The sequence below is a fragment of the Streptomyces sp. NPDC006923 genome (assembly GCF_040635655.1).
Classification (GTDB): Bacteria; Actinomycetota; Actinomycetes; order Streptomycetales; family Streptomycetaceae; genus Streptomyces.
In genome coordinates this window covers 125,576-145,717 of record NZ_JBEYIF010000009.1, presented here as the reverse complement: position 1 = coordinate 145,717, position 20,142 = coordinate 125,576, and the positions used below count along the sequence as shown (strand labels likewise).

17 protein-coding genes are annotated in these 20,142 nt (G+C 71.2%); 12 read left to right on the top strand and 5 right to left on the bottom strand.

Annotated features, from left to right (window positions below):
* Positions 1–103: 103 nt before the first annotated feature.
* The gene (gene acs, locus ABZ707_RS20105; protein ID WP_360176395.1) at positions 104–2,062 is read right to left on the bottom strand and encodes an acetate--CoA ligase; all 1,959 of its coding nucleotides are present in this window, start codon (positions 2,060–2,062) and stop codon (positions 104–106) included.
* A gap of 414 nt (positions 2,063–2,476) precedes the next feature.
* Positions 2,477–5,224 (bottom strand): SulP family inorganic anion transporter, encoded by a 2,748-nt coding sequence (locus ABZ707_RS20100; RefSeq protein ID WP_360176392.1) that lies wholly within the window; start codon positions 5,222–5,224, stop codon positions 2,477–2,479.
* 301 nt (positions 5,225–5,525) lie between these two features.
* Between ABZ707_RS20100 and ABZ707_RS20095 the strand changes: the two genes are divergently transcribed.
* Positions 5,526–6,815, top strand: a complete 1,290-nt coding sequence (locus tag ABZ707_RS20095) for a hypothetical protein (RefSeq protein WP_360176389.1) — start codon at positions 5,526–5,528, stop codon at positions 6,813–6,815.
* Positions 6,816–6,917: 102 nt separating this feature from the next.
* On the opposite strand, the gene ABZ707_RS20090 is transcribed toward ABZ707_RS20095, so the two are convergent.
* Positions 6,918–7,904, bottom strand: coding sequence for an ATP-binding protein (locus tag ABZ707_RS20090; protein ID WP_360176386.1), 987 nt, complete (start codon positions 7,902–7,904; stop codon positions 6,918–6,920).
* 102 nt (positions 7,905–8,006) lie between these two features.
* Between ABZ707_RS20090 and ABZ707_RS20085 the strand changes: the two genes are divergently transcribed.
* Together ABZ707_RS20085 and ABZ707_RS20080 are read left to right on the top strand one after the other, a co-directional pair.
* The gene (locus ABZ707_RS20085) at positions 8,007–8,885 is read left to right on the top strand and encodes an oxidoreductase (protein ID WP_360176383.1); all 879 of its coding nucleotides are present in this window, start codon (positions 8,007–8,009) and stop codon (positions 8,883–8,885) included.
* Between the two features lie 495 nt (positions 8,886–9,380).
* Positions 9,381–9,791: a RidA family protein gene (locus ABZ707_RS20080; RefSeq protein WP_360176380.1), complete on the top strand. Its 411-nt coding sequence runs from the start codon at positions 9,381–9,383 to the stop codon at positions 9,789–9,791.
* A gap of 333 nt (positions 9,792–10,124) precedes the next feature.
* On the opposite strand, the gene ABZ707_RS20075 is transcribed toward ABZ707_RS20080, so the two are convergent.
* A complete protein-coding gene (locus tag ABZ707_RS20075) occupies positions 10,125–10,961 on the bottom strand; it encodes an HAD-IB family hydrolase (RefSeq protein ID WP_360176377.1) in 837 nt (278 codons plus the stop codon).
* A gap of 523 nt (positions 10,962–11,484) precedes the next feature.
* Here ABZ707_RS20075 and ssd point away from each other — a divergent pair.
* The 7 genes from ssd (at position 11,485) to ABZ707_RS20040 (ending at position 16,491) form a co-directional block, all read left to right on the top strand.
* A complete protein-coding gene (ssd, locus tag ABZ707_RS20070; protein ID WP_360176374.1) occupies positions 11,485–12,582 on the top strand; it encodes a septum site-determining protein Ssd in 1,098 nt (365 codons plus the stop codon).
* Positions 12,579–13,742 carry a TadA family conjugal transfer-associated ATPase gene (locus ABZ707_RS20065; protein WP_360176371.1) on the top strand — a complete coding sequence of 388 codons (1,164 nt, stop codon included), beginning with the start codon at positions 12,579–12,581 and terminating at the stop codon, positions 13,740–13,742. The genes ssd and ABZ707_RS20065 overlap by 4 nt, the downstream gene beginning before the upstream one ends.
* 11 nt (positions 13,743–13,753) lie before the next feature.
* Entirely contained in the window at positions 13,754–14,608 is an 855-nt protein-coding gene (locus ABZ707_RS20060; RefSeq protein ID WP_360176368.1) for a type II secretion system F family protein, read from the top strand.
* A complete protein-coding gene (locus ABZ707_RS20055; protein WP_360176365.1) occupies positions 14,605–15,375 on the top strand; it encodes a type II secretion system F family protein in 771 nt (256 codons plus the stop codon). The genes ABZ707_RS20060 and ABZ707_RS20055 overlap by 4 nt, the downstream gene beginning before the upstream one ends.
* Positions 15,376–15,474: 99 nt before the next feature.
* Complete coding sequence (locus ABZ707_RS20050; RefSeq protein WP_360176362.1) at positions 15,475–15,675, top strand: DUF4244 domain-containing protein; 201 nt, start codon at positions 15,475–15,477, stop codon at positions 15,673–15,675.
* Positions 15,662–16,099, top strand: a complete 438-nt coding sequence (locus ABZ707_RS20045) for a TadE family type IV pilus minor pilin (protein WP_360176359.1) — start codon at positions 15,662–15,664, stop codon at positions 16,097–16,099. Before ABZ707_RS20050 ends, ABZ707_RS20045 begins: the two co-directional genes overlap by 14 nt.
* Positions 16,096–16,491: an Rv3654c family TadE-like protein gene (locus ABZ707_RS20040; protein WP_360176356.1), complete on the top strand. Its 396-nt coding sequence runs from the start codon at positions 16,096–16,098 to the stop codon at positions 16,489–16,491. The genes ABZ707_RS20045 and ABZ707_RS20040 overlap by 4 nt, the downstream gene beginning before the upstream one ends.
* A 3-nt stretch (positions 16,492–16,494) precedes the next feature.
* Here the strand turns inward: ABZ707_RS20040 and ABZ707_RS20035 are convergent, their stop codons facing one another.
* Positions 16,495–18,996, bottom strand: a complete 2,502-nt coding sequence (locus ABZ707_RS20035) for a DEAD/DEAH box helicase (RefSeq protein ID WP_360176353.1) — start codon at positions 18,994–18,996, stop codon at positions 16,495–16,497.
* Between the two features lie 79 nt (positions 18,997–19,075).
* Here ABZ707_RS20035 and ABZ707_RS20030 point away from each other — a divergent pair, with 79 nt between their 5' ends.
* Complete coding sequence (locus ABZ707_RS20030; protein WP_003967428.1) at positions 19,076–19,429, top strand: STAS domain-containing protein; 354 nt, start codon at positions 19,076–19,078, stop codon at positions 19,427–19,429.
* A 103-nt stretch (positions 19,430–19,532) separates the two neighbouring features.
* The gene (locus tag ABZ707_RS20025) at positions 19,533–19,985 is read left to right on the top strand and encodes an ATP-binding protein (RefSeq protein ID WP_360176350.1); all 453 of its coding nucleotides are present in this window, start codon (positions 19,533–19,535) and stop codon (positions 19,983–19,985) included.
* Positions 19,986–20,142: the final 157 nt, after the last annotated feature.

Genomic DNA, 20,142 nt, shown 5'->3' with positions numbered 1-20,142 from the left:
TTCCCTGTTGCGTTCTTGTTGTGGCGCCCACTTTACCCGGCACCGGAGCGGGGCACCCGGCGTTGCCCGGGTGCCCCGCCCGGAGAGGGCCGGGGTGTGCGGCTCAGTCCTCGGCGGCCGCCGACGGCAACTGCGTCTGGATGAGATCCATGACGGAGGAGTCGGTGAGGGTGGTGACATCACCGAGCTGGCGGTTCTCCGCGACATCGCGCAGCAGGCGCCGCATGATCTTGCCGGAGCGCGTCTTCGGCAGTTCCGCGACGGGCAGGATCCGCTTGGGCTTGGCGATGGGGCCCAGCGCGGTGCCGACGTGGTTGCGCAGCTCGGCCACGAGGCCGTCGTCGACAACGGCGGTGCCGCGCAGGATGACAAACGCGACGATGGCCTGTCCGGTGGTCTCGTCGGTGGCGCCGACGACGGCCGCCTCGGCGACCTTGGGGTGGGAGACCAGGGCGGATTCGACCTCGGTGGTGGAGATGTTGTGGCCCGAGACCAGCATCACGTCGTCCACCCGGCCGAGCAGCCAGATGTCTCCGTCGTCGTCCTTCTTGGCGCCGTCACCGGCGAAGTACTTGCCCTCGAAGCGGGACCAGTAGGTGTCGATGAACCGCTGGTCGTCGCCCCAGATGGTACGGAGCATCGACGGCCAGGGCTCGGTGAGCACCAGATAACCGCCGCCTCCGTCGGGGACCTCACGGGCCTCGTCGTCGACAACGGTGGCCGAGATCCCCGGCAGGGCGCGCTGGGCGGAACCGGGCTTCGTCTCGGTGACACCCGGCAGCGGGGAGATCATCATGGCGCCGGTCTCGGTCTGCCACCAGGTGTCCACGATCGGGGTCTTTCCGGCGCCGATGTGCTCGCGGTACCAGATCCACGCTTCGGGGTTGATCGGCTCGCCGACCGAGCCCAGCACGCGCAGGGAGGTCAGGTCGAACTTGGCGGGGATGTCGTCGCCCCACTTCATGAACGTACGGATCGCGGTGGGCGCGGTGTAGAGGATCGTCACCCCGTACTTCTGGACGATCTCCCAGAAGCGGCCCTGGTGCGGGGTGTCGGGTGTGCCCTCGTACATGACCTGGGTGGCGCCGTTGGCCAGCGGCCCGTACACGATGTACGAGTGTCCGGTCACCCAGCCGATGTCGGCCGTACACCAGTACACGTCCGACTCGGGCTTGAGGTCGAAGACGGCGTGGTGGGTGTAGGCCGCCTGGGTGAGATAGCCGCCCGAGGTGTGCAGGATGCCCTTCGGCTTCCCCGTCGTCCCCGATGTGTAGAGGATGAAGAGCGGGTGTTCGGCGCCGAACGCCTCAGGGGTGTGCTCCGGGGACTGCCGGCCCACGATGTCGTGCCACCACACGTCCCGCGAGTCGTCGAAGGCGGTGTCCTGGCCGGTACGCCGCACCACCAGGACATGCTCGACCTGCGGGCACTTGGCGACGGCCTCGTCGATCGCGGGCTTGAGCGCGGAGGGCTTGCCGCGCCGGTAGCCGCCGTCGGAGGTGATGACCAGCCTGGCGTCGGCGTCCTGGATACGGGACGCGACGGCGTCGGCGGAGAAACCGCCGAAGACCACGGAGTGCGCGGCCCCGATCCGGGCGCAGGCCAGCATGGCGACCGCGGCCTCGGGGATCATCGGCAGATATACGGCGACCCGGTCGCCCTTGCGTACGCCGAGCTCCGTGAGCGCGTTCGCGGCGCGGGACACCTCGTCCTTCAGCTCCGCGTAGGTGATCGCGCGGCTGTCGCCCGGCTCGCCCTCGAAGTGGATCGCGACACGATCGCCGTGGCCGGCTTCCACATGGCGGTCGACGCAGTTGTAGGCGACATTCAGCTCACCGTCCGCGAACCACTTCGCGAAGGGCGGGTTCGACCAGTCCAGCGTCTCGGTCGGCTCGGTCGCCCAGGTGAGCCGCCTCGCCTGCTCGGCCCAGAAGCCAAGCCTGTCCGCTTCCGCCTGCTCGTACGCCGCCGCTGTCACATTGGCGTGCGCGGCCAGCTCTGCCGGCGGCGCGAACCGCCGCTCTTCCTTGAGCAAGTTGGAGAGGGAAGGGTTCTCGGTCACTGTCCCGTCTCCTCCTTCAGCAGTGTGGCCAGGCTTTCATTGCTCACGACATCTCCCTTTCCCAGGGCGTCCTGTCTGTCCCGGGCCCAGTGCCCCTCACGGCGAGGTCTGCCCCGTCGCGACGCCCCGCACGCGCTCGCCGCTCGGCAGGCAGCCCCGGTGGCTCCCGTACAAGTGCTTCCGGCCGCTTCGCGATCCACTTGCGCCGGACGCCGCACCGTGGCGGGCAGACGTGCCGGTCGCGGCACTAGCTCATCAGGCGGATGCCCGGGTGACAAGGGCCTTTCAGAAATTGGTTTAGACCTATCTGGCACCTGCCCCGCGTGCGGTCTCCCGTGCGACGGAGAGGGCCCCCTTCCCCGGGGCAGTGGGGAAGGGGGCCACACACTCTCACGGACGCGATGTCGTGATGGTTCAGACGCGCGACTGCTCCAGCGCGTTCGGGGCAACGCGGTTGAACACCTCCTCGCCGCCTCCGTTGTCGGTGATTCCGGCCGGGTCCGTCAGCAGATACGCCTGGGCCTCACCGACATGGAAGTACATGCCGTGCAGTTCCAGACTGCCTTCGCTGAGTCTGCGCGCCACCGCCTCATGGGCCCGCAGATGCTCCAACTGCTGGACCACATTGGTCAGGCAGAGCTGCTCCACCGCGTCGGCCGGCAGCCGGCCGGAGATCCTCGGCCAGGAGTGACGCCGGTTCCGCATCCGCTCCAGGCTGGGCTGGCCGTGCCGCAGCCAGCGCCGCAGCGGTGTCCGGGACTCGTCGGCGTCGCCTGAGGGGTTCAGCAGGGCCTGCATCGCACCGCATCCCGAATGCCCGCAGACGGTGATGGACCCGACCTGGAGCACCTCGACGGCGTACTCGATGGCGGCGGCCACCGAGTCGTCCGTGCCCTCCGCGCCCGGCAGCGGCACGAGATTGCCCACATTGCGTACGGTGAAGAGATCACCCGGACCACTGGACGTGATCATGCTGGTGACCAGCCGGGAGTCGGCGCAGGTGAGAAAGAGCTGCGACGGCTGCTGGCCCTCGCGCGCCAGCCGCGCCAGCTCGCCGCGCACCAGTGGCGCCGTATTGCGCTGGAACGAGCTGAGCCCACGGGCCAGTTGGCGGCTGCTCGGGGTACGGGCCGCACCACCGGCCCGCAGCCCGGAGCCCCGCCGGCCGACGGCTCCCGTGCCACCGGTCTCCGTGCCACCGGTCTCCGTGCCGTTGTCCGCTGTGCCGTGCGGCTGATCGCCGTTGGACGGGCCGCTGTTGGACAGGCCCCCATGGGGGGAGCCTCCATTGACCGGGCTCCCGTTGGTCGCGGTTCCGTCGGCCGGGCCGCCGTTGAGCGGTGCGCCGTTGGGCTGATCGCTGTCCGGGAGCGTCCCGGGCGCGTATGTACTGTCGAAGTAACCGGACCCCGCCGGGGGAGTGCTGGACAAAACACCCCGGGATCCCGTTTCTCCGGCCGGGCCGGGGCCCCCGAAGCCCGGGGCGGCCTCCGCCGCGGCATGGTCCTCGTCGCAGTGATGATTACGCCAGGGCGTCCAGGGCCGGCAGCAGACGTCGGGCTCGGAGGCGGGCGGCGCGATCCGGCCTCCCGTCCGCCCGGTGAACTCGACCGTACCGCCCCGGGCCTCGTGCGCCGTCTGCCAGTCGTGCAGTGCCTCGTACGCGGCGTGGTCCATGAAGGACCCGTCCAGCTCGACGACGCATCGCGCGCCCTGCGGCACCTTGTGCAGAATCCGGCTGAGCCTCGGCACGGCGAGGAAGGTCAACTGGCCGCGGGCGCGCACACGGTAGATCCCGCTCTCCTCCTCCTCCGCCGTGATCCGCGTCCGGGTCACCCGGTGCAGCGCGACCGCGACCGCCAGCGCGATCCCGATGACGACACCCTCCAGTACACCGGTGAACACGACCCCGATCAATGTCGCCGCGTACACCAGCATTTCGCGGTTCCGCTGCACATTGCGCAGGTGTACGAGATTGACCATCTGGATGCCGACGACCATCACCAGCGCGGCCAGGGCCGCCAGCGGGATCAGGTCGAGCACGGGCACCAGCAGCAGGGCCGCGACCGCGACCCACAGGCCGTGCATCATCGTCGACTGCCGGCTCACGGCGCCCGCGGACACATTGGCGGCGCTGCGCACGGCGACCCCGGTGATGGGCAGACCGCCGAGCGCGCCGGAGACCATGTTTCCCGCGCCCTGTCCGGCCAGCTCCCGGTCGAGCCGGGCCCTGGGAATCTGGACGCGCGGCTCCTTCCGGGCGGCCACCAGCTTGTCGACCGCGATGGCGGACAGCAGCGATTCGACGCTGGCGACCAGGGTGACGGTGAGCACCGCGGCGAGCAGTCCGAGCACCGGCCCCTCGGGCAGCCCCGGCAGGGCGTGGCTGCGCCAGGAGGGCAGATGGACCCGCTCCGGGCTCAGCCCGGCCAACGCCGCCACGGCGGTCGCCCCGGCCACCGCCGCGAGCGCGGCGGGGAGCTTGCGCACGACCCGTCCCGCGCGCCCGGGAAGCCGGGGCCAGGCGAGCAGCACCGCGATGGTCAGGACGCTCACGGACAGCGCGCCCCAGTGCAGGTTTCCCAACTGGGCCGGCAGCCCGCGCACATTGGCGACGGCGGAGCTCTGCGGCTTGCCCCCGAGCACGATGTGGAGCTGGGAGAGAGCGATCGTGACGCCGATGCCGGCGAGCATGCCGTGCACGATCGCCGGGCTGACCGCGAGTGCGGAGCGGGCCACGCGCAGCGCCGAGAGGGCGAGTTGAGCGAGGCCGGCGCAGACGGTGATGGCGCAGGTGGTGCGCCAGCCGTACAGATGGATCAGGTCGGCCGTGACGACCGTGAGCCCGGCTGCCGGGCCGCTGACCTGGAGCGGCGCGCCGCCCAGCCGGCCGACGACCAGGCCGCCGACCGCGGCGGCCACCAGACCCGCCTGGAGCGGTGCGCCGGTGGCGAGTGCGATGCCCAGGGAGAGCGGCAGCGCGATCAGGAACACAGTGATGGAAGCGGACAGATCGGCTCCCGCGATCCGGAACCTGCGGCCTTCCGGCGGCGGGCTGTGCGGGCGCCCGAAGCGGGAGAGGCGCGAAAGGCGGGACGTGCCGTCGGCATGGGCGCCGGGGGAGGTGCGGTCGGTGCGAGTGGGGACGCAGGCAGCAGACATTTTTCCCTCTCCTCTGGGGCAGCGCGGTCGCGGAACGTGGGTCGCGATCCGTTGGGGCATGGCTTCGCAGCGGCGGGATGATCAACTCTTAGTAAATGGATCGTAATGGAGAGTAAAGACTGAGACATGATTTTCCGGGCAAATAGGGCAATCTTTCACCCGGAGTGGTGATTAGTGATTTTGTCCGGCTTGTCGTTTCTTCTTCTCGTCAGCGCCAGTGCGACGTTGTCGGCGCTCGGCGCCGTGCCGGCACGTCGCCGCTCGGCACTTCGGTACTGACCTGAAGGAAGAGGGTGGGCGGATGCTGGCCGCCACAAAGAGAGTCGCCATCGGCGCCGCCGTCACGGCGCTCGCCGTCGGCCTTGCCGGCTGTTCCGACGTGTCGGACAGCCGAGTGGGCTCGAAGAAGGGCGCGCCAGGAGCGAAGGAGGGTCCGGCGGGCGCCAAGAGCGTCGTACAGCTCATCGGTGACGGCTCGACGGCTTTCACGGGTGCCCAGCCGAATGTGGCCAGGCCGACGCGTATGAAGCCGGGTCAGAAGCCCCCGCAGTTCGTGGTGTTCTCCTGGGACGGCGCCGGCGAGGACAGCCAGAAGCTCTTCTCTCACTTCCGCCAGGTGAGCAGGAAGTACAAGATGACCATGACGTACTTCCTGAGCGGTGTTTATCTTCTGCCCGAGGAGAAGGCGAAGCTGTACGACCCGCCCCAGCATTCGCCGGGCAGTTCGGACATCGGCTTCAACGACACCCAGGGAATCAAGGACACGCTGCGGGAGCTGCGTGCGGCCTGGCGTGAGGGCAGCGAGGTCGGCACCCACTTCAACGGCCACTTCTGCGGCGAGGACGGTGGCGTCGGCACCTGGTCCGTCGACGAGTGGAAGAGCGAGATCAAGCAGGCCAAGTCCTTTGTGAAGAACTGGAAGACCAACTCGGGTCTGAAGAACGAGGCCCCGCTGCCGTTCAATTACGACAAGGAAATGGTCGGCGGCCGCACACCCTGCCTGGAAGGGCAGAAGAACATGATGCAGGCCGCGAAGACAATGGGCTTCCGCTACGACTCCAGCGGCATCGGCAATCAGGTCTGGCCGAAGAAGACCGAGGGCATGTGGGACCTGCCGCTGCAGTTGGTGCCGGTTCCGGGCCGCGATTTCGAGACGCTCTCGATGGACTACAACTTCATGTACAACCAGTCGGGCACGGTCAACGGCGACCCGGCCCAGCACACGTTCTGGGGCGATCAGATGCGCGACGGCCTGCTGGAGGCATTCGGCCGCGCCTACCGGGGAAACCGCGCTCCGCTGATTATCGGCAACCACTTCGAATCCTGGAACGGCGGCACATACATGCGCGCCATCGAGGAGACGATCAAGACGGTCTGCGTCCAGAAGGAGGTGCGGTGCGTGACGTTCCGCCAGCTCGCGGACTGGCTGGACGCACAGGACCCGGCGGTCCTGGCCAAGCTGCGCGGCCTGCGCGTCGGACAGGCGCCCAAGGGCGGGGCCTGGGGGCCGTACACGGGCGTGGTGAACGCGGGCTCGCGGGCCTCCGCGAGCCCGTCGGCCAAGCCCACCGGGCATCCCGCGCAGCACTGACGCCACCGGCCTCAGTCCCGTCGGGGCGGGGCTGAGGCCGGCCGGTGCGGGCCCGCCGCCGCGCCCGGGCCTCGCACGGCCCAGGGCGCCGGCCGGGGACCGTCAGCTCGGCTGGGGTTCGGCGAGTGACTCGCTGAGGACGAAGGCCGGATCGACCTGCGCGGCCAGGTCGACGCCCGTCTTCGCGTTGCCCCAGCTCTCCGCGTTCCGCAGATGGAAGTGGACCATCTGCTGGGTGTACCGCTCCCAGTCGCGCAGTTCGTACGAGTCCTCGGCCGCGTCCTGGAGCGTCTGCAGCGCGCAGCGGTTGTCCGCCTCCAGCAGCTCGAACCGGGCGGGCCGGCCCTTCTCCATCGCCCGGACCCAGTCGGAGTGGCCCACGGCGACCAGCAGGTCGTCGCCGACTTCCGCCTGGAGGAAGTCCAGGTCGTCCCGGCCCTGCACCTTGTTGCCGACGACCTTGAGCGAGACACCGTAGTCCCGCGCGTACTCCTTGTACTGGCGATAGACGGACACGCCCTTGCGCGTCGGCTCGGCCACCAGGAACGTCATGTCGAACCGGGTGAACATGCCGGAGGCGAAGGAGTCCGACCCCGCCGTCATATCGACGACCACATACTCGTGGGGCCCGTCGACGAGATGGTTGAGGCACAGTTCCACGGCGCCGACCTTGGAGTGGTAGCAGGCCACACCGAGGTCGGACTCGGTGAAGGGGCCGGTGGCCATCAGCCGGATCTCGCCGTCGTCCAGCCGGACGGTCCTGGCGCAGGCCTCGTACACCGGATTCTCCTCCCGGACCCGGAGCAGTCGGGACCCCTCGCCCGGCGGAGTTGTCTTGATCATCGCCTCGGAGGACGTGATCCGCGGATTGCTGCCCCGCAGATAGTTTTTGATCAGAGGGAGATGCGAGCCGAGCGCGGGCAGGGCGGCCGACTCGGCCTCGTCGAGACCGAGCGCGGCCCCCAGATGCTGGTTGATGTCGGCGTCCACCGCGATGACGGGCGCTTCATTGGCGGTCAGGTGGCGGATGAAAAGCGAGGACAGCGTCGTCTTGCCACTGCCGCCCTTGCCTACGAAAGCGATCTTCATGTTCACCTAGGGTAGCCGCATAATCGCTCAAGGTGACCGACTCGGGTGAGGAACACCACTCCAAGGTGGGGCGCGCGCCCTGGGCGCGTAGCCTCCCTACTTATGAGTACGCCTGCCTCTGACGCCTCCTTCGCCCCGCGCCCCGAGGATCCGCTGGCCGCACTGGCCTCTCTGCCGGGTGTCCCCGGCGTGGTGGAGTCCGTGCGTCAGGCCGTCGATCGCGTCTACAGCCATCGCGTGATGCGGCGCCGGAGCAACGAGGTCACTTCGGAAGCGGCGCTGCGTGCGGCGCGCGGCTCGGCCGCGCTCTCCGGCGCCGACTGGGCACTCGAAGAGGTGCGCCGCCGCAGCGACTTCAGCTCGGAGCCCGAGGCCCGCACGGTCGGCGCGGCGCTGCGGCTGACCGCCGAGGCCGGGCAACTGCTCTCCATCTGGGTGCAGTCCCCGTTGCGCGTCCTCGCGCGGCTGCATCTGGTGGCGGCCGGCGGCGCGGGCGTCCCCGACGACACGGTGGGGCGGCCCCGGCTGGCGGGTGAGCCGGTGACGGAGATGCCCGGGGCGGACATCGGGGGCCCACTGCTGGAGGCTCCGCTGCCCGGGGCGGACGAGGTCGCGGCCCGGCTGGACGGGCTGTCGGCGCTGGTGGTCGCGGCGAGTTCGGCGCCGGCGCTGGTCACGGCGGCGGTGGTGCATGGCGAACTGCTGGCCCTTCGGCCCTTCGGCTCCTACAACGGCGTGGTGGCGCGAACGGCCGAGCGTGTCGTACTGATCGGCAGCGGGCTGGACCCCAAGTCGGTCTGCCCGGCGGAGGTCGGCCACGCCGAACTGGGGCGCGCTGCGTACGCGTCCGCCTTTGAGGGCTATCTGTCGGGGACCCCCGGCGGTATGGCGGCGTGGATCGCTCACTGCGGGCGGGCGGTGGAGCTGGGGGCGAGGGAGTCGACGGCCGTCTGTGAGGCGCTTCAGCGAGGAGCGGCCTGAAGGTGCAGCGCTTCGGTGGGGCCTGAAGCTCCGCCCCCGGCGCGGGCCGGAACGGGGTCGCGGCGGCACCGCGTAGGCGCCGCCGCTGGCATGTCCACCCGGTTACCAAGCGTCCTCGTTGTGTTGCCCATCAGGTCGGGTCCTTGCCCGTCGCCTGGTGCGGCTGGCCCGTAATCGACGGGTCGACGTCGCGTGGGTGCCCGGTTTTCATGCGCGGTCCGTGGGGCCGGATGCGTGTACGGGAAATCCAATCGGATCTCCTTGGTCTCGCGGGCCGTTAAAACCTTTGTACTCCAGTCCTCAGGGATGCGGAACCCCAGGCTTCACTTCTTTACTTTTGGGTTCACATAATGGCAAAACGGTCACGCTGTTCTTTTGTTCCAGTGCTGCTCCGCGGAAGTGCGTGGGCGGGAGCCGGGGACTGTTGACGGGCCGGCGGGTTGGTTGGACGAAAACCCGATGCGCGGTGTCGGCCGGATGGCCAGACTCGCCCGTATGACAGCCGAGATCACTCGAATTAATCCTGATCAGCTCCATCCGACCCCGGGCTATCACCACATCACGGTGGTGGAGGCGGGTCGGACGGCGTTCCTGGCCGGGCAGTGTCCTCTTGATCGTTCCGGCGTGCTGGTGGGGCCGGGTGACATCGACGCGCAGATCGAGCAGGTGGCGGCCAACGCCCTTGTCGCCCTGAGCGCGGTCGGTGTCCGGCCGGATCACGTCGTGCGTTCGGTGATCTATGTGGTCAGCGACGATGTCACGGTCCTGGGCTCTGCCTGGCGACGCCTTACGCATTCGGCGATCGGACCTGCGTTCACCACCGCGAGCACGCTGCTGGGTGTCGCGCAGCTCGGCTTTTCCGGGCAGTTGATCGAGGTTGATCTCACGGCGGCGCTGCCCACGTGACCAGTTGATCTCACGGCGGTGCTGCCCACGTGACCAAGGGACGGTGGGGGCCGGGGTGGGGGTCGGTTCGCCTGGAGGGGGCTGCCGTCGTAAGTCCAGCGGAACGGGCGGGCGTGTTCGTTCCGCTGGATCATCCAGCGCTCTACCTCGCCGGCCGAGACGGCTACCAGGAGAACGTGCTGCCCAGTGGGCTTCCCGCAGCCAGCCCCGAAGACTGCCTGGACTGCGCGGGCGGCCTCTACCTCGGCCCTTCAGCGATCTGACCCCTCCACGAATTTCCGCGGAGCAGCACTAGTTCATTTGTTCCAGCGGGGCGGTGCCGACTGGCACGTCTCAGGCGGGCGCGGACTGCCGTCGCCGGCTGGCGTACCAGACCAGTCCCGCGGTCGCCGCCGCCGCGCCCACCGCGGCTGCCGCGACCAGGGCCGGCCGAGTGGGCATGGTGAGGGTGGGGAGCCGCTGCTTGAGGCGGACCGGCCGGTTGAAGACGAGGACCGGCCAGTCGCGGGCCATCGCCTCCCGCCGCAGGGCGCGGTCGGGGTTGACCGCGTAGGGGTGGCCGACGGACTTGAGCATCGGCACGTCCGTGATCGAGTCGCTGTACGCATAGCACCGGGACAGGTCGTATCCCTCGGACTCGGCGAGCGCCCTGATCGCCTCGGCCTTGGTCGGCCCGTACGCGTAGTACCCGACCTCGCCCGTGAAGCAGCCGTCGGCGCCGACGACCATCCGGGTGGCCACCACCCGGTCGGCACCCAGCAGTTCGCCGATGGGCTCGACGACCTCCGCGCCCGAGGTGGAGACGATCACCACGTCGCGGCCGGCGGTGTGGTGGTCCTCGATGAGAGACGCGGCCTCGTCGTAGATGATCGGGTCGATCAGGTCGTGCAGTGTCTCCGCGACGATCTCTTTGACCTGCTGGACGTTCCAGCCCTTGCAGAGTGCCGAGAGATACTCCCGCATCCGTTCCATCTGGTCGTGATCGGCTCCTCCGGCGAGGAAGACGAACTGCGCGTACGCGGTTCGTAGTACGGCGCGGCGGTTGATCAGACCGCCTTGGTAGAAGGACTTGCTGAAGGTCAACGTCGATGACTTCGCAATGACCGTCTTGTCCAGGTCAAAGAAGGCTGCTGCGCGCGGCAAGGAGTGGTTTTCCACGGAGCCGAGCATATGCGCCCACCATTCGGCGTAAGCTCGGGCGCGTGGGTTTGCCTGAGAAGGCTCTCGGGTACACCATGGAAGTCACGGATCGTTCGCGACCGTGCTAACCCGGTCCGGCTCCTCCCCCCCCGAGTCGGCCGTGGGGACGACCCCCGCTCTCCCCCCCGGCGGGGGTCGTCGCATGTCCGGACGCGTTTTCGGCTCTCGAATCCAGGCGTCCTCCTCTCGTGGTCAGCTCTCGTGGTCAGGTGTGCGGCGGCCTCTCACCATTGATACCGGTCACCGTGTGTAGTTGGGGCACTCCTCTCCGGAAGTCACCGGTATGAGCGGTCGAGTTATTCACAACTGCGGAGTTGTCCACAGTTTTCAAGCAAGATCCACACGATTTTCCGTTCCGCTCCAGGGTGATTCCGGTCGCGAAGTTCGCGGCAGCCGGAATCGCTGATACCGGATCTGTGCGAGATCGCTCGGAGAAGCGCTCGCGGATCCCGGATGAGAGCGGAGATAGGGGGCGGAGATCGTGGCTGGATCCATGACATCCGGTCGGCCGCGGGTCGCCGAAGGGCGCCGGGCGGGACCATTGATCGTCACGGAGGACGTGGAGCTCCTCGACGATCTGCTGCGCCTGTGCGCGGCGGCGGGCGTGGAGCCCGAGGTGCACCACTCGGTGCCGGAGCGGAAGGGCTCCTGGGAGGACGCGCCGATGGTCCTGGTCGGGGACGACGCCGCGGCCCGCTGCCGTGGCGCCACGCGCCGGCGGGACGTGATGCTCGTCGGGCGCGACCAGGACGACCCGATTGTGTGGCGGCGGGCGGTGGAGATCGGCGCCGATTGTGTGCTGCGGCTGCCCGACGCGGAGAGCTGGCTCGTCGACAGGATCGCGGACGCGGCGGAGGGCGTCGGCAGGCAGGCGCTCACCGTCGGTGTGATCGGCGGCCGTGGCGGCGCCGGGGCCTCGACACTGGCCTGCGCGCTGGCGGTCACGGCGGCGCGCGCCGGGCGGCGCACGATGCTCGTGGACGGCGATCCGCTCGGCGGAGGGCTCGATGTGCTGCTCGGCGGTGAGCAGGCGGAAGGCAGACGCTGGCCGGATTTCGCGGCCTCGAAGGGGCGAGTCGCGGGCGGCGCCCTGGAGGAGTCGCTGCCCCGCCTGCACGGTCTGCGGGTGCTGAGCTGGGATCGCGGCGACTCGGTGGTGGTCCGGCCCGAGGCCATGAGGTCGGTGCTCGCGGCCGCCCGCAGACGCGGCGGTGTGGTGGTCGTCGATCTTCCCCGCAGGGTCGACGAGGCGGTGGCGGAGGCGCTGGCCCAGCTGGACCTGGGGCTGCTGGTGGTGCCCGCCGAACTCCGCGCCGTCGCAGCGGCCGGCCGGGTCGCCTCCATGGTGGGCATGGTGCTCCAGGATCTGCGGGCGGTGGTCCGCGGCCCGTACGCGGCCGGCCTCGACGAGCAGTGGATCGCCGACGCGCTCCGGCTCCCGCTGGTGGGTGAACTTCCCCTGGAGCCTGGTCTGCCCGAGGCTCAGGACGGCGGATCGCCGCCGGGTTCCCGTGCGCGCGGGCCTCTGGCCGCGTTCTGCGCGGAGTTCTGGGAGCGGGCGCTGGCCGGGGACGGAAGTGTGGCGTCATGACCGCCGGGACGGCGGATGGCGGGCTGCTGGACGCCGTGCGCCAGCGGCTCGCGCAGAGTGGGGCCGACCCGACTCCGGCGCGCGTGGCGGCGGCGCTGCGGGCGCAGGGCCGGCTGCTGGGGGACACCGAAGTGCTCGGTGCCGCCGAGGAGTTGCGGTGCGAGCTGGTGGGGACGGGACCACTGGAGCCGTTGCTGGCGGATCCGGCCGTGACGGATGTGCTGGTCTCCGCCCCCGACCGGGTCTGGGTGGACCGGGGTGGCGGACTGGAGCTCACGGCGGTGTCGTTCGCCGACACCGCGTCCGTACGCAGGCTGGCGCAGCGACTCGCCGCGGTGGCCGGGCGACGGCTGGACGACGCCAGACCCTGGGTGGACGCGCGGCTGCCCGACGGGACGCGGATGCACGCGGTGCTCCCGCCGGTGGCGGTCGGCTCGACGTGCCTGTCGCTGCGGGTGGTCCGGCCCAAGGCGTTCTCACCGGCGGAGCTGACGGCCGCGGGGACGGTGCCGCCGGGTGGCGAGAGGCTGCTGCGGGCGCTGATGGAGGCACGGCTGTCGTTCCTGATCAGCGGGGGCACGGGCACCGGGAAGACCACACTCCTGTCCACCCTGCTCGGCCTGGTCGGGGCGCGCGAACGGATCGTACTGGCTGAGGACTCCGCGGAGTTGAGGCCCGATCACCCGCATGTGGTGCGGCTGGAGGGGCGGCCGGCGAACCAGGAGGGGGCCGGCCTGGTGACGCTTCGGGACCTGGTCCGGCAGGCGCTGCGGATGCGGCCGGACCGACTGGTGGTCGGAGAGGTGCGGGGGGCCGAGGTCACCGAACTGCTGGCCGCCCTGAACACGGGACACGAAGGGGGCTGCGGGACCGTCCACGCCAACACGGCCGCGGATGTTCCCGCGCGGCTGGAGGCCCTCGGGACGGCGGCCGGGCTCGACCGGGCCGCGCTCCACAGCCAGTTGGCGGCGGCGCTGTCGGTGGTGATCCATCTTGTGCGGGACCGAAGCGGGCGGCGGCGGATCGCCGAGGTGCATGTGCTGGAGCGGGACGCGGCGGGGCTGGTGGTGCCGGTGCCCGCGCTGCGCTGGGGCGCGGAGGCATTCGCGTACGAGCGCGGCTGGCCGCGGTTGCTGACCCTGATCGGTGGTGCCCTGTGACGACGGCGGTCATGTCGGCCGCCCTGTGGGCGGCGATGGCGTGCGCGGGTGCCGCGGCCTGGCTGACGGCCGGTCATGAGCGCGGATTGCGGCGGGCCAGACGGCTGTTCGCGGGCAGCGGGGCGGCGCCGGGCGCGCCGCCGTGGGAGCTGTGGCTGCCGAGGGCCCGGGCGTGGGCGGGCGGGCTGCGCGGGGAATGGCTCTGTCTCCCGGTGGCGGTGACGCTCGCCGTGGCGGGGGAGTCGGTGCTGCCGCTGATCGGGGGCGCGCTGGCCGTACCGGTGGTGGGGCGGAGGCTGCGGGCGAGGGAGCGGAGGACGGCACGGGAGCGCAGGGCCGACGGGGTGGTCGCGCTGTGCGGCTCGGCGGCGGCCGAGCTGCGGGCCGGTCTGCAGCCCGTACAGGCCCTTCTGGCCGCCGCGGGGTCCACCGGTGGCCTGGGCGCCGGGGAGGCCGCTGTGCTGGCCGCAGCGCGCTTCGGCGGCGACGTCCCCGGTGCGCTGCGGCAGGCGGCCCGCGAGCCGGGAGCGGACGGTCTGGTGGGGCTCGCGGCCTGCTGGCGGGTGGCCGTGGACGGCGGAGCGGGCCTTGCCACCGGGCTGGACCGTCTGGAGGCCGCGCTGCGGGCGGAGCGGGACCAGCGGCAGGGGCTGCGCGCCCAGCTCGCGGGTGCCTGGTCGACGGTGGTGGTGCTCGCGCTGCTTCCGGTTCTGGGCCTGGCGATGGGCTGGGCGATGGGCGCCGCTCCGTTGCGCGTGCTGCTGCACACTCCGGCGGGTCTGGGCTGCCTGTTGGCGGGCGGGCTGCTGGAGGGCGCGGGCCTGTGGTGGGCCGCCCGGATCGTACGGACGGGGGAGGCGCCATGACGGGGGAGTCCGTCCACACCCTGTGGGTGGCGGTCTCGGTGCTCGCCGCCGCGGGGAGTGCGGCCTTCGGTGTGGCCGGGTCGCGGCGCGAGCGGCGGACTCGCGGGCGGCTCGCGGCACTGCTGGCGGTCGAGTACGGGCGGCGGCGTCCGGGGCCCGAGGCCATCGCCTCGGCGCGGAGGTGGGGCCCGCCCCTTGGCGCGGTGATCACCGGGTGGGTCCTGGTCGGCGGGGTCGCCGGCTGGGCGGTCGGGCTCATCGGGGCGTACGCGCTCCGGAGATGGCTCCGTACCCGGAAGCCGGACGATCGCGTCCGGTCCGGTGAGACAGCGCGTCAGCTTCCGCTTGCCGCCGACCTGCTGGCCGCGTGTGTCGCGGCCGGCGCGGGGCCGCGTGAAGCCGCGGAGGCGGTCGGTGAGTCCCTGGGCGGACCGGTCGGCGACCGGCTGGCACGGACGGCGGCGGAGCTCCGGCTCGGCGGTGAACCGGCCGAGGCGTGGGGGCGGTTGGGGGAGCTGCCGGGCGCGGCGGGGCTGGCCCGCTGTCTGGAGCGTGCCGGGTCCACCGGGGCGCCGGCGGCGGAGCCGGTGTCCCGGCTGGCCGAGGGGTTCAGGGCGGAGCGGACCCGGGCCGCCGTGGCCAGGGCCCAGCGGGCCCAGGTGCTGATCACCGCGCCGGTGGGGCTGTGCTTTCTGCCCGCGTTCCTGGCCGTGGGGGTGGCACCGGTGGTCATCGGTCTGGCCGGCGGGCTGCTGGCGGGCACATAGGGCCGGCCGTTCTGGGTCCGGTTCAGCGTTTCCTTCGGAATGCTCGTATCTATTCATATCGGTTTATGCCGATATTCGAGATGTCAATGGGAGGTCGGCATGTGGATGAGAACACAGCGAATGCGGCGAATGTGGCTGCGCCGGATGCGTACCGACGGGGGGATGACCACCTCCGAGTACGCGGTGGGGACGATCGCGGCCTGCGCGTTCGCCGCGGTGCTCTACAAGGTGGTCACGAGCGGTCCCGTCTCGGACGCACTGCAGTCGTTGATCGCGCGGGCGCTCAATGCGCAGTTCTGAGCGGGGTCCTGCCGCCCGGGGACGCGCCTGGGGCAACGGGGGCGATCGGGGGTCGGTGACGGCGGAGGCCGCGGTGGCGGTGCCGACGCTGGTGACGTTCACGCTGGCCCTGATCTGGGCTCTGACGGCGGCTTCCGCGCAGATCCAGTGTGTCGACGCGGCGCGGGCCGGGGCGCGGGCAGCCGCCAGGTCCGAGCCACGGGCCGCGGCGGTGGCCTCCGCCCGTTCGGCCGCCCCGGCCGGCGCCAGGGTCACGCTGGGGCGTACGGGCGATCTGTGGCGGGTGCGGGTCGAGGCTCCCACCCCCGGCCCGGGTGCGCTTGCTCTGACGCTCGCGGCGGAGGCGGCCGCTTTGGCGGAGGACAGCCTGGGCGATGCCGAGGCCGGCCCCGCGCGCCCCGAGCCGGCGGAGGTGGCGCCATGACCGGCGACCGAGGGTCGGCGACGGTGTGGGCGGCCATGGCGGCGACCGCGATATGTGTGGTGTTCGCGGCGGTGCTGGCCATGGGGCAGGCGGTCGTGGCCCGGCACCGTGCGGGCGCGGCGGCGGATCTGGCGGCCCTCGCCGCCGCGGACCACGCCGTGCGGGGGCCCGCGGATGCCTGCCGCAGGGCCGCCGAGGTGGCCTCGGCGCAGGGAGCGGAGGTGGTGCGGTGCGCGCTGAGTGGCGAGATCGCGGATGTGACGGCACGGGCGCGGTCGGGACCGTACGCACCGGCGGTCAGGTCCCGGGCGGGGCCGCCCGGGCCGCCCCCGTCGGGCGCCGGGGACGCCGCCTTCACCTCCCCGCCCGGGGCCGGGGCGGCCGCGCCATGACGGCTACGCCGCTGGTGGAGCCGTCGGCGCGGCCTGTGCGGCCACCGGTTCTGCCGTGTCCGGCGCGTATCTGAGCAGCTCGGTCAGCAGCCGTACGGCGCCTCGCTTGTGCAGGGGGTCATTGCCGTTGCCGCACTTGGGTGACTGGATGCAGGACGGACAGCCGGCCTCGCACTCGCAGGAGGCGATGGCCTCGCGGGTGGCCGTGAGCCACTCGCGGGCCGTCTGGAAGGCCCGCTCGGCGAATCCCGCGCCCCCGGGATGGCCGTCGTACACGAAGACCGTCGGCAGGAGGGTGTCCGGATGGAGCGGGACGGAGACACCGCCGATGTCCCACCGGTCGCAGGTGGCGAAGAGGGGGAGCAGCCCGATGGAGGCGTGCTCGGCGGCGTGCAGGGCGCCGCCCAGTTGCTCCGGGTTGATCCGGGCCGCGTCCAGCTGGTCCTCCGTGACCGTCCACCAGACGGCCCGGGTCCGGAGCGTCCGCGGCGGCAGATCGAGCTTGCTCTCGCCGAGCACCTCGCCGGTGATGAGCCGGCGCCGGAGGAAGGAGACGACCTGGTTGGTGACCTCGACGGAGCCGTAGCAGAGCCGTCCGTCTCCCCAGGGGATCTCGGTGTCCGTTTCGAGGACGGAGATGGCGGTGGTGTCCCGGGCGGTGGTGGAGTACGGCGGGTTGGCCTCCTCGACGAGCGCGACCGAGTCCGCCAGATCCAGCCGCTTCACCAGATAGGTACGCCCCTGGTGGAGGTGGACTGCCCCGTCGTGGACGGCGGTGTGGGCGGCCTGTTCGTCGACCGTGCCCAGCAGCCGGCCGGTCGCCGCCTCAACGATCTGGACGGGGCTGCCGCCCTCGCCCCGGATGTCGGCGAGATCGGCGGCCCGCTCGCGGCGCGTCCAGTACCACCCGGAGGCACGGCGTCGCAGCAGTCCCGCGGTCTCCAGCTGCGGGAGCAGCTCCGGGGCCGCCGGGCCGAAGAGCGTCAGGTCGGCTTCGGTGAGCGGGAGTTCCGCGGCTGCCGCGCACAGGTGCGGGGCCAGGACGTAGGGGTTGTCCGGATCGAGGACCGTGGACTCGACGGGCTGCCGGAACAGCGCCTCGGGATGGTGAACGAGAAAGGTGTCCAGCGGATCGTCGCGGGCGATCATGACGGCCAGCGCTCCCTGGCCCGAACGCCCGGCCCGGCCCGCCTGCTGCCACAGCGAGGCGCGGGTGCCCGGATAGCCCGAGATGAGGACGGCGTCGAGGCCGGAGACATCGATGCCGAGTTCCAGCGCGGTGGTGGCGGCGAGGCCGAGCAGCTCGCCGGAGTGCAGGGCGTTCTCCAGGGCCCGGCGTTCCTCGGGGAGATAACCGCCGCGGTAGGCGGCGACCCGGCGGGCCAGCGAGCGGTCCACTTCGGCCAGCCGCTCCTGGGCGATGACGGAAATGAGTTCGGCGCCGCGCCGGGAGCGTACGAAGGCGACGGTGCGGACGCCCTGGACGGTCAGGTCGGTGAGGAGGTCGGCGGTCTCGGCCGTGGCGGTGCGGCGGACGGGAGCGCCCTTCTCGCCATGGAGGTCGGTGAGCGGGGGCTCCCAGAGGGCGAAGACCATCTCGCCACGCGGCGAGGCGTCGTCGGCGACCTCGTTGACGTGCAGACCGGTGAGCCGGCCGGCTGCCACGGCGGGGTCCGCGGCGGTGGCGGAGGCCAGCAGGAAGACCGGGTTCGCGCCGTAGCGGGCGCACACCCGGCGCAGACGGCGCAGCACCTGGGCCACGTGCGAACCGAAGACACCGCGATAGGTGTGGCACTCGTCGATGACGACATAGCGCAGTGAGCGCAGGAAGGAGGCCCAGCGGGGGTGGGACGGGAGTATTCCCCGGTGCAGCATGTCGGGGTTGGTCAGCACGTAATTGGCGTATTGGCGGACCCATTCACGCTCTTCGACGGGGGTGTCGCCGTCGTACACGGCCGGACGCACACGGTTGCCGAGCGGGGCGGCCAGCGCCCGGACGGCACGGCGCTGGTCGGCGGCGAGAGCCTTGGTCGGGGCGAGATAGAGCGCCGTCGTGCCCCGGCCGTTGGCGGCCTCGGAGCCGTCCAGCAGCGTGGTCAGCACGGGAGCGAGGTAGGCGAGCGACTTGCCGGAGGCGGTGCCGGTGGCGATGACCACGGACTCGCCGTCCAGGGCGTGCTCGGCAGCGGCGGCCTGATGGGCCCACGGATGGTCGATCCCGGCCTGCTGAATGGCGCTGATCACTTCTGGCCGAATGCGATCGGGCCAGATCGCATGACGACCCGCACGTGGGGGCAGGTGCTCCGTATGGGTGATGCGCGCAGCACGGCCCGCCCCTGCGGCGAGCCGGTCGAGGACCGCACGGGGAGAAGGGCTGTTGCCCCCGCTCTCCGGGGGTCCACTGGGACGGTGATTCCTGGTCATCGGCATCGAGTCTGTCACTGGCGTGACGGACAATGGTCCCAAGGCGTCGTGCACGGCTGCTGGTAAGTGATTGAATGCCATGGCGGCTGGCGATACGTCCCCTGGCTCCGTCGGGGAGACCCGAGGGGCGACCGCTCGATAGCAAGGTGCTGGAGGATCCGTGGACCTGTCCCTGTCGACTCGCAATGTGTCCGGCCCTGGTGGCGACCGTACGGTCGTCGAGGTCGGTGGCGAGATTGATGTGTATACCGCGCCCAAGCTGCGCGAGCAGTTGGTCGAGTTGGTGAACGACGGCAGCTACCACCTGGTTGTCGACATGGAGGGCGTGGACTTCCTGGACTCGACCGGTCTGGGCGTGCTCGTGGGTGGCCTGAAGCGTGTGCGCGCCCACGAGGGCTCGCTGCGCCTGGTCTGCAACCAGGAGCGCATTCTCAAGATCTTCCGGATCACCGGTCTGACCAAGGTGTTCCCGATCCACACCACGGTCGACGAGGCCGTGGCGGCCACCGACTGAGGTCGGCAGCAGCCTTCCGGAAGAAAAGGGCGGGGGCACCGGGCGTCATGCCCGGGTGCCCGAGTCCGTGAGTTTGCCCGCTCGTACGTTCAAGGGGGATCGCATGGCCACCGTTGAACTCCGCTTCAGCGCCCAGCCCGAACATGTCAGAACGGCCCGTCTGGTGGCGGCTGCCGTGGCGCGTCGGGCCGGCGTCGACGAAGCTGTGTTGGACGAGGTCAGACTCGCGGTCGGCGAAGCATGCAGCCGCGCGGTGGGGCTGCACCGCAGCCATGGCATCACCACCCCGGTGCGGGTGGTGCTGACCGAGGAGGAGAAAGCCTTCTCCATCGAGGTCGGCGACGGCGTGCTGGGCCCGGGCAGTGGCTCCGGGGCTCCGGAGGCGCGTGAGGACGCGTCTGCGGGCGACCTCCACGAGAGCGATGCCGAGGACGAGGACGAGATGGGCCTCGCGGTGATCAGCGGGCTGGTCGACGACGTGGAGGTCACCTCCGGCGACGACGGCGGGGTCATCCGGATGAGCTGGCCGACGGCGACCGCCGTGGCTCTGCCCTGATGCCGCCTTCCTGAACGCCTGGTCCCGGACGGTGCCGATACTGGACCGTGCCGGTATCGATCCCTTCGCTCGGGGCGATGCCATCAGCGGCGATACCGTCCGGGGCGTGCTGTCGGGATCACCGGACGTCGGGATCACGGGCGTCGGGATCACCCGG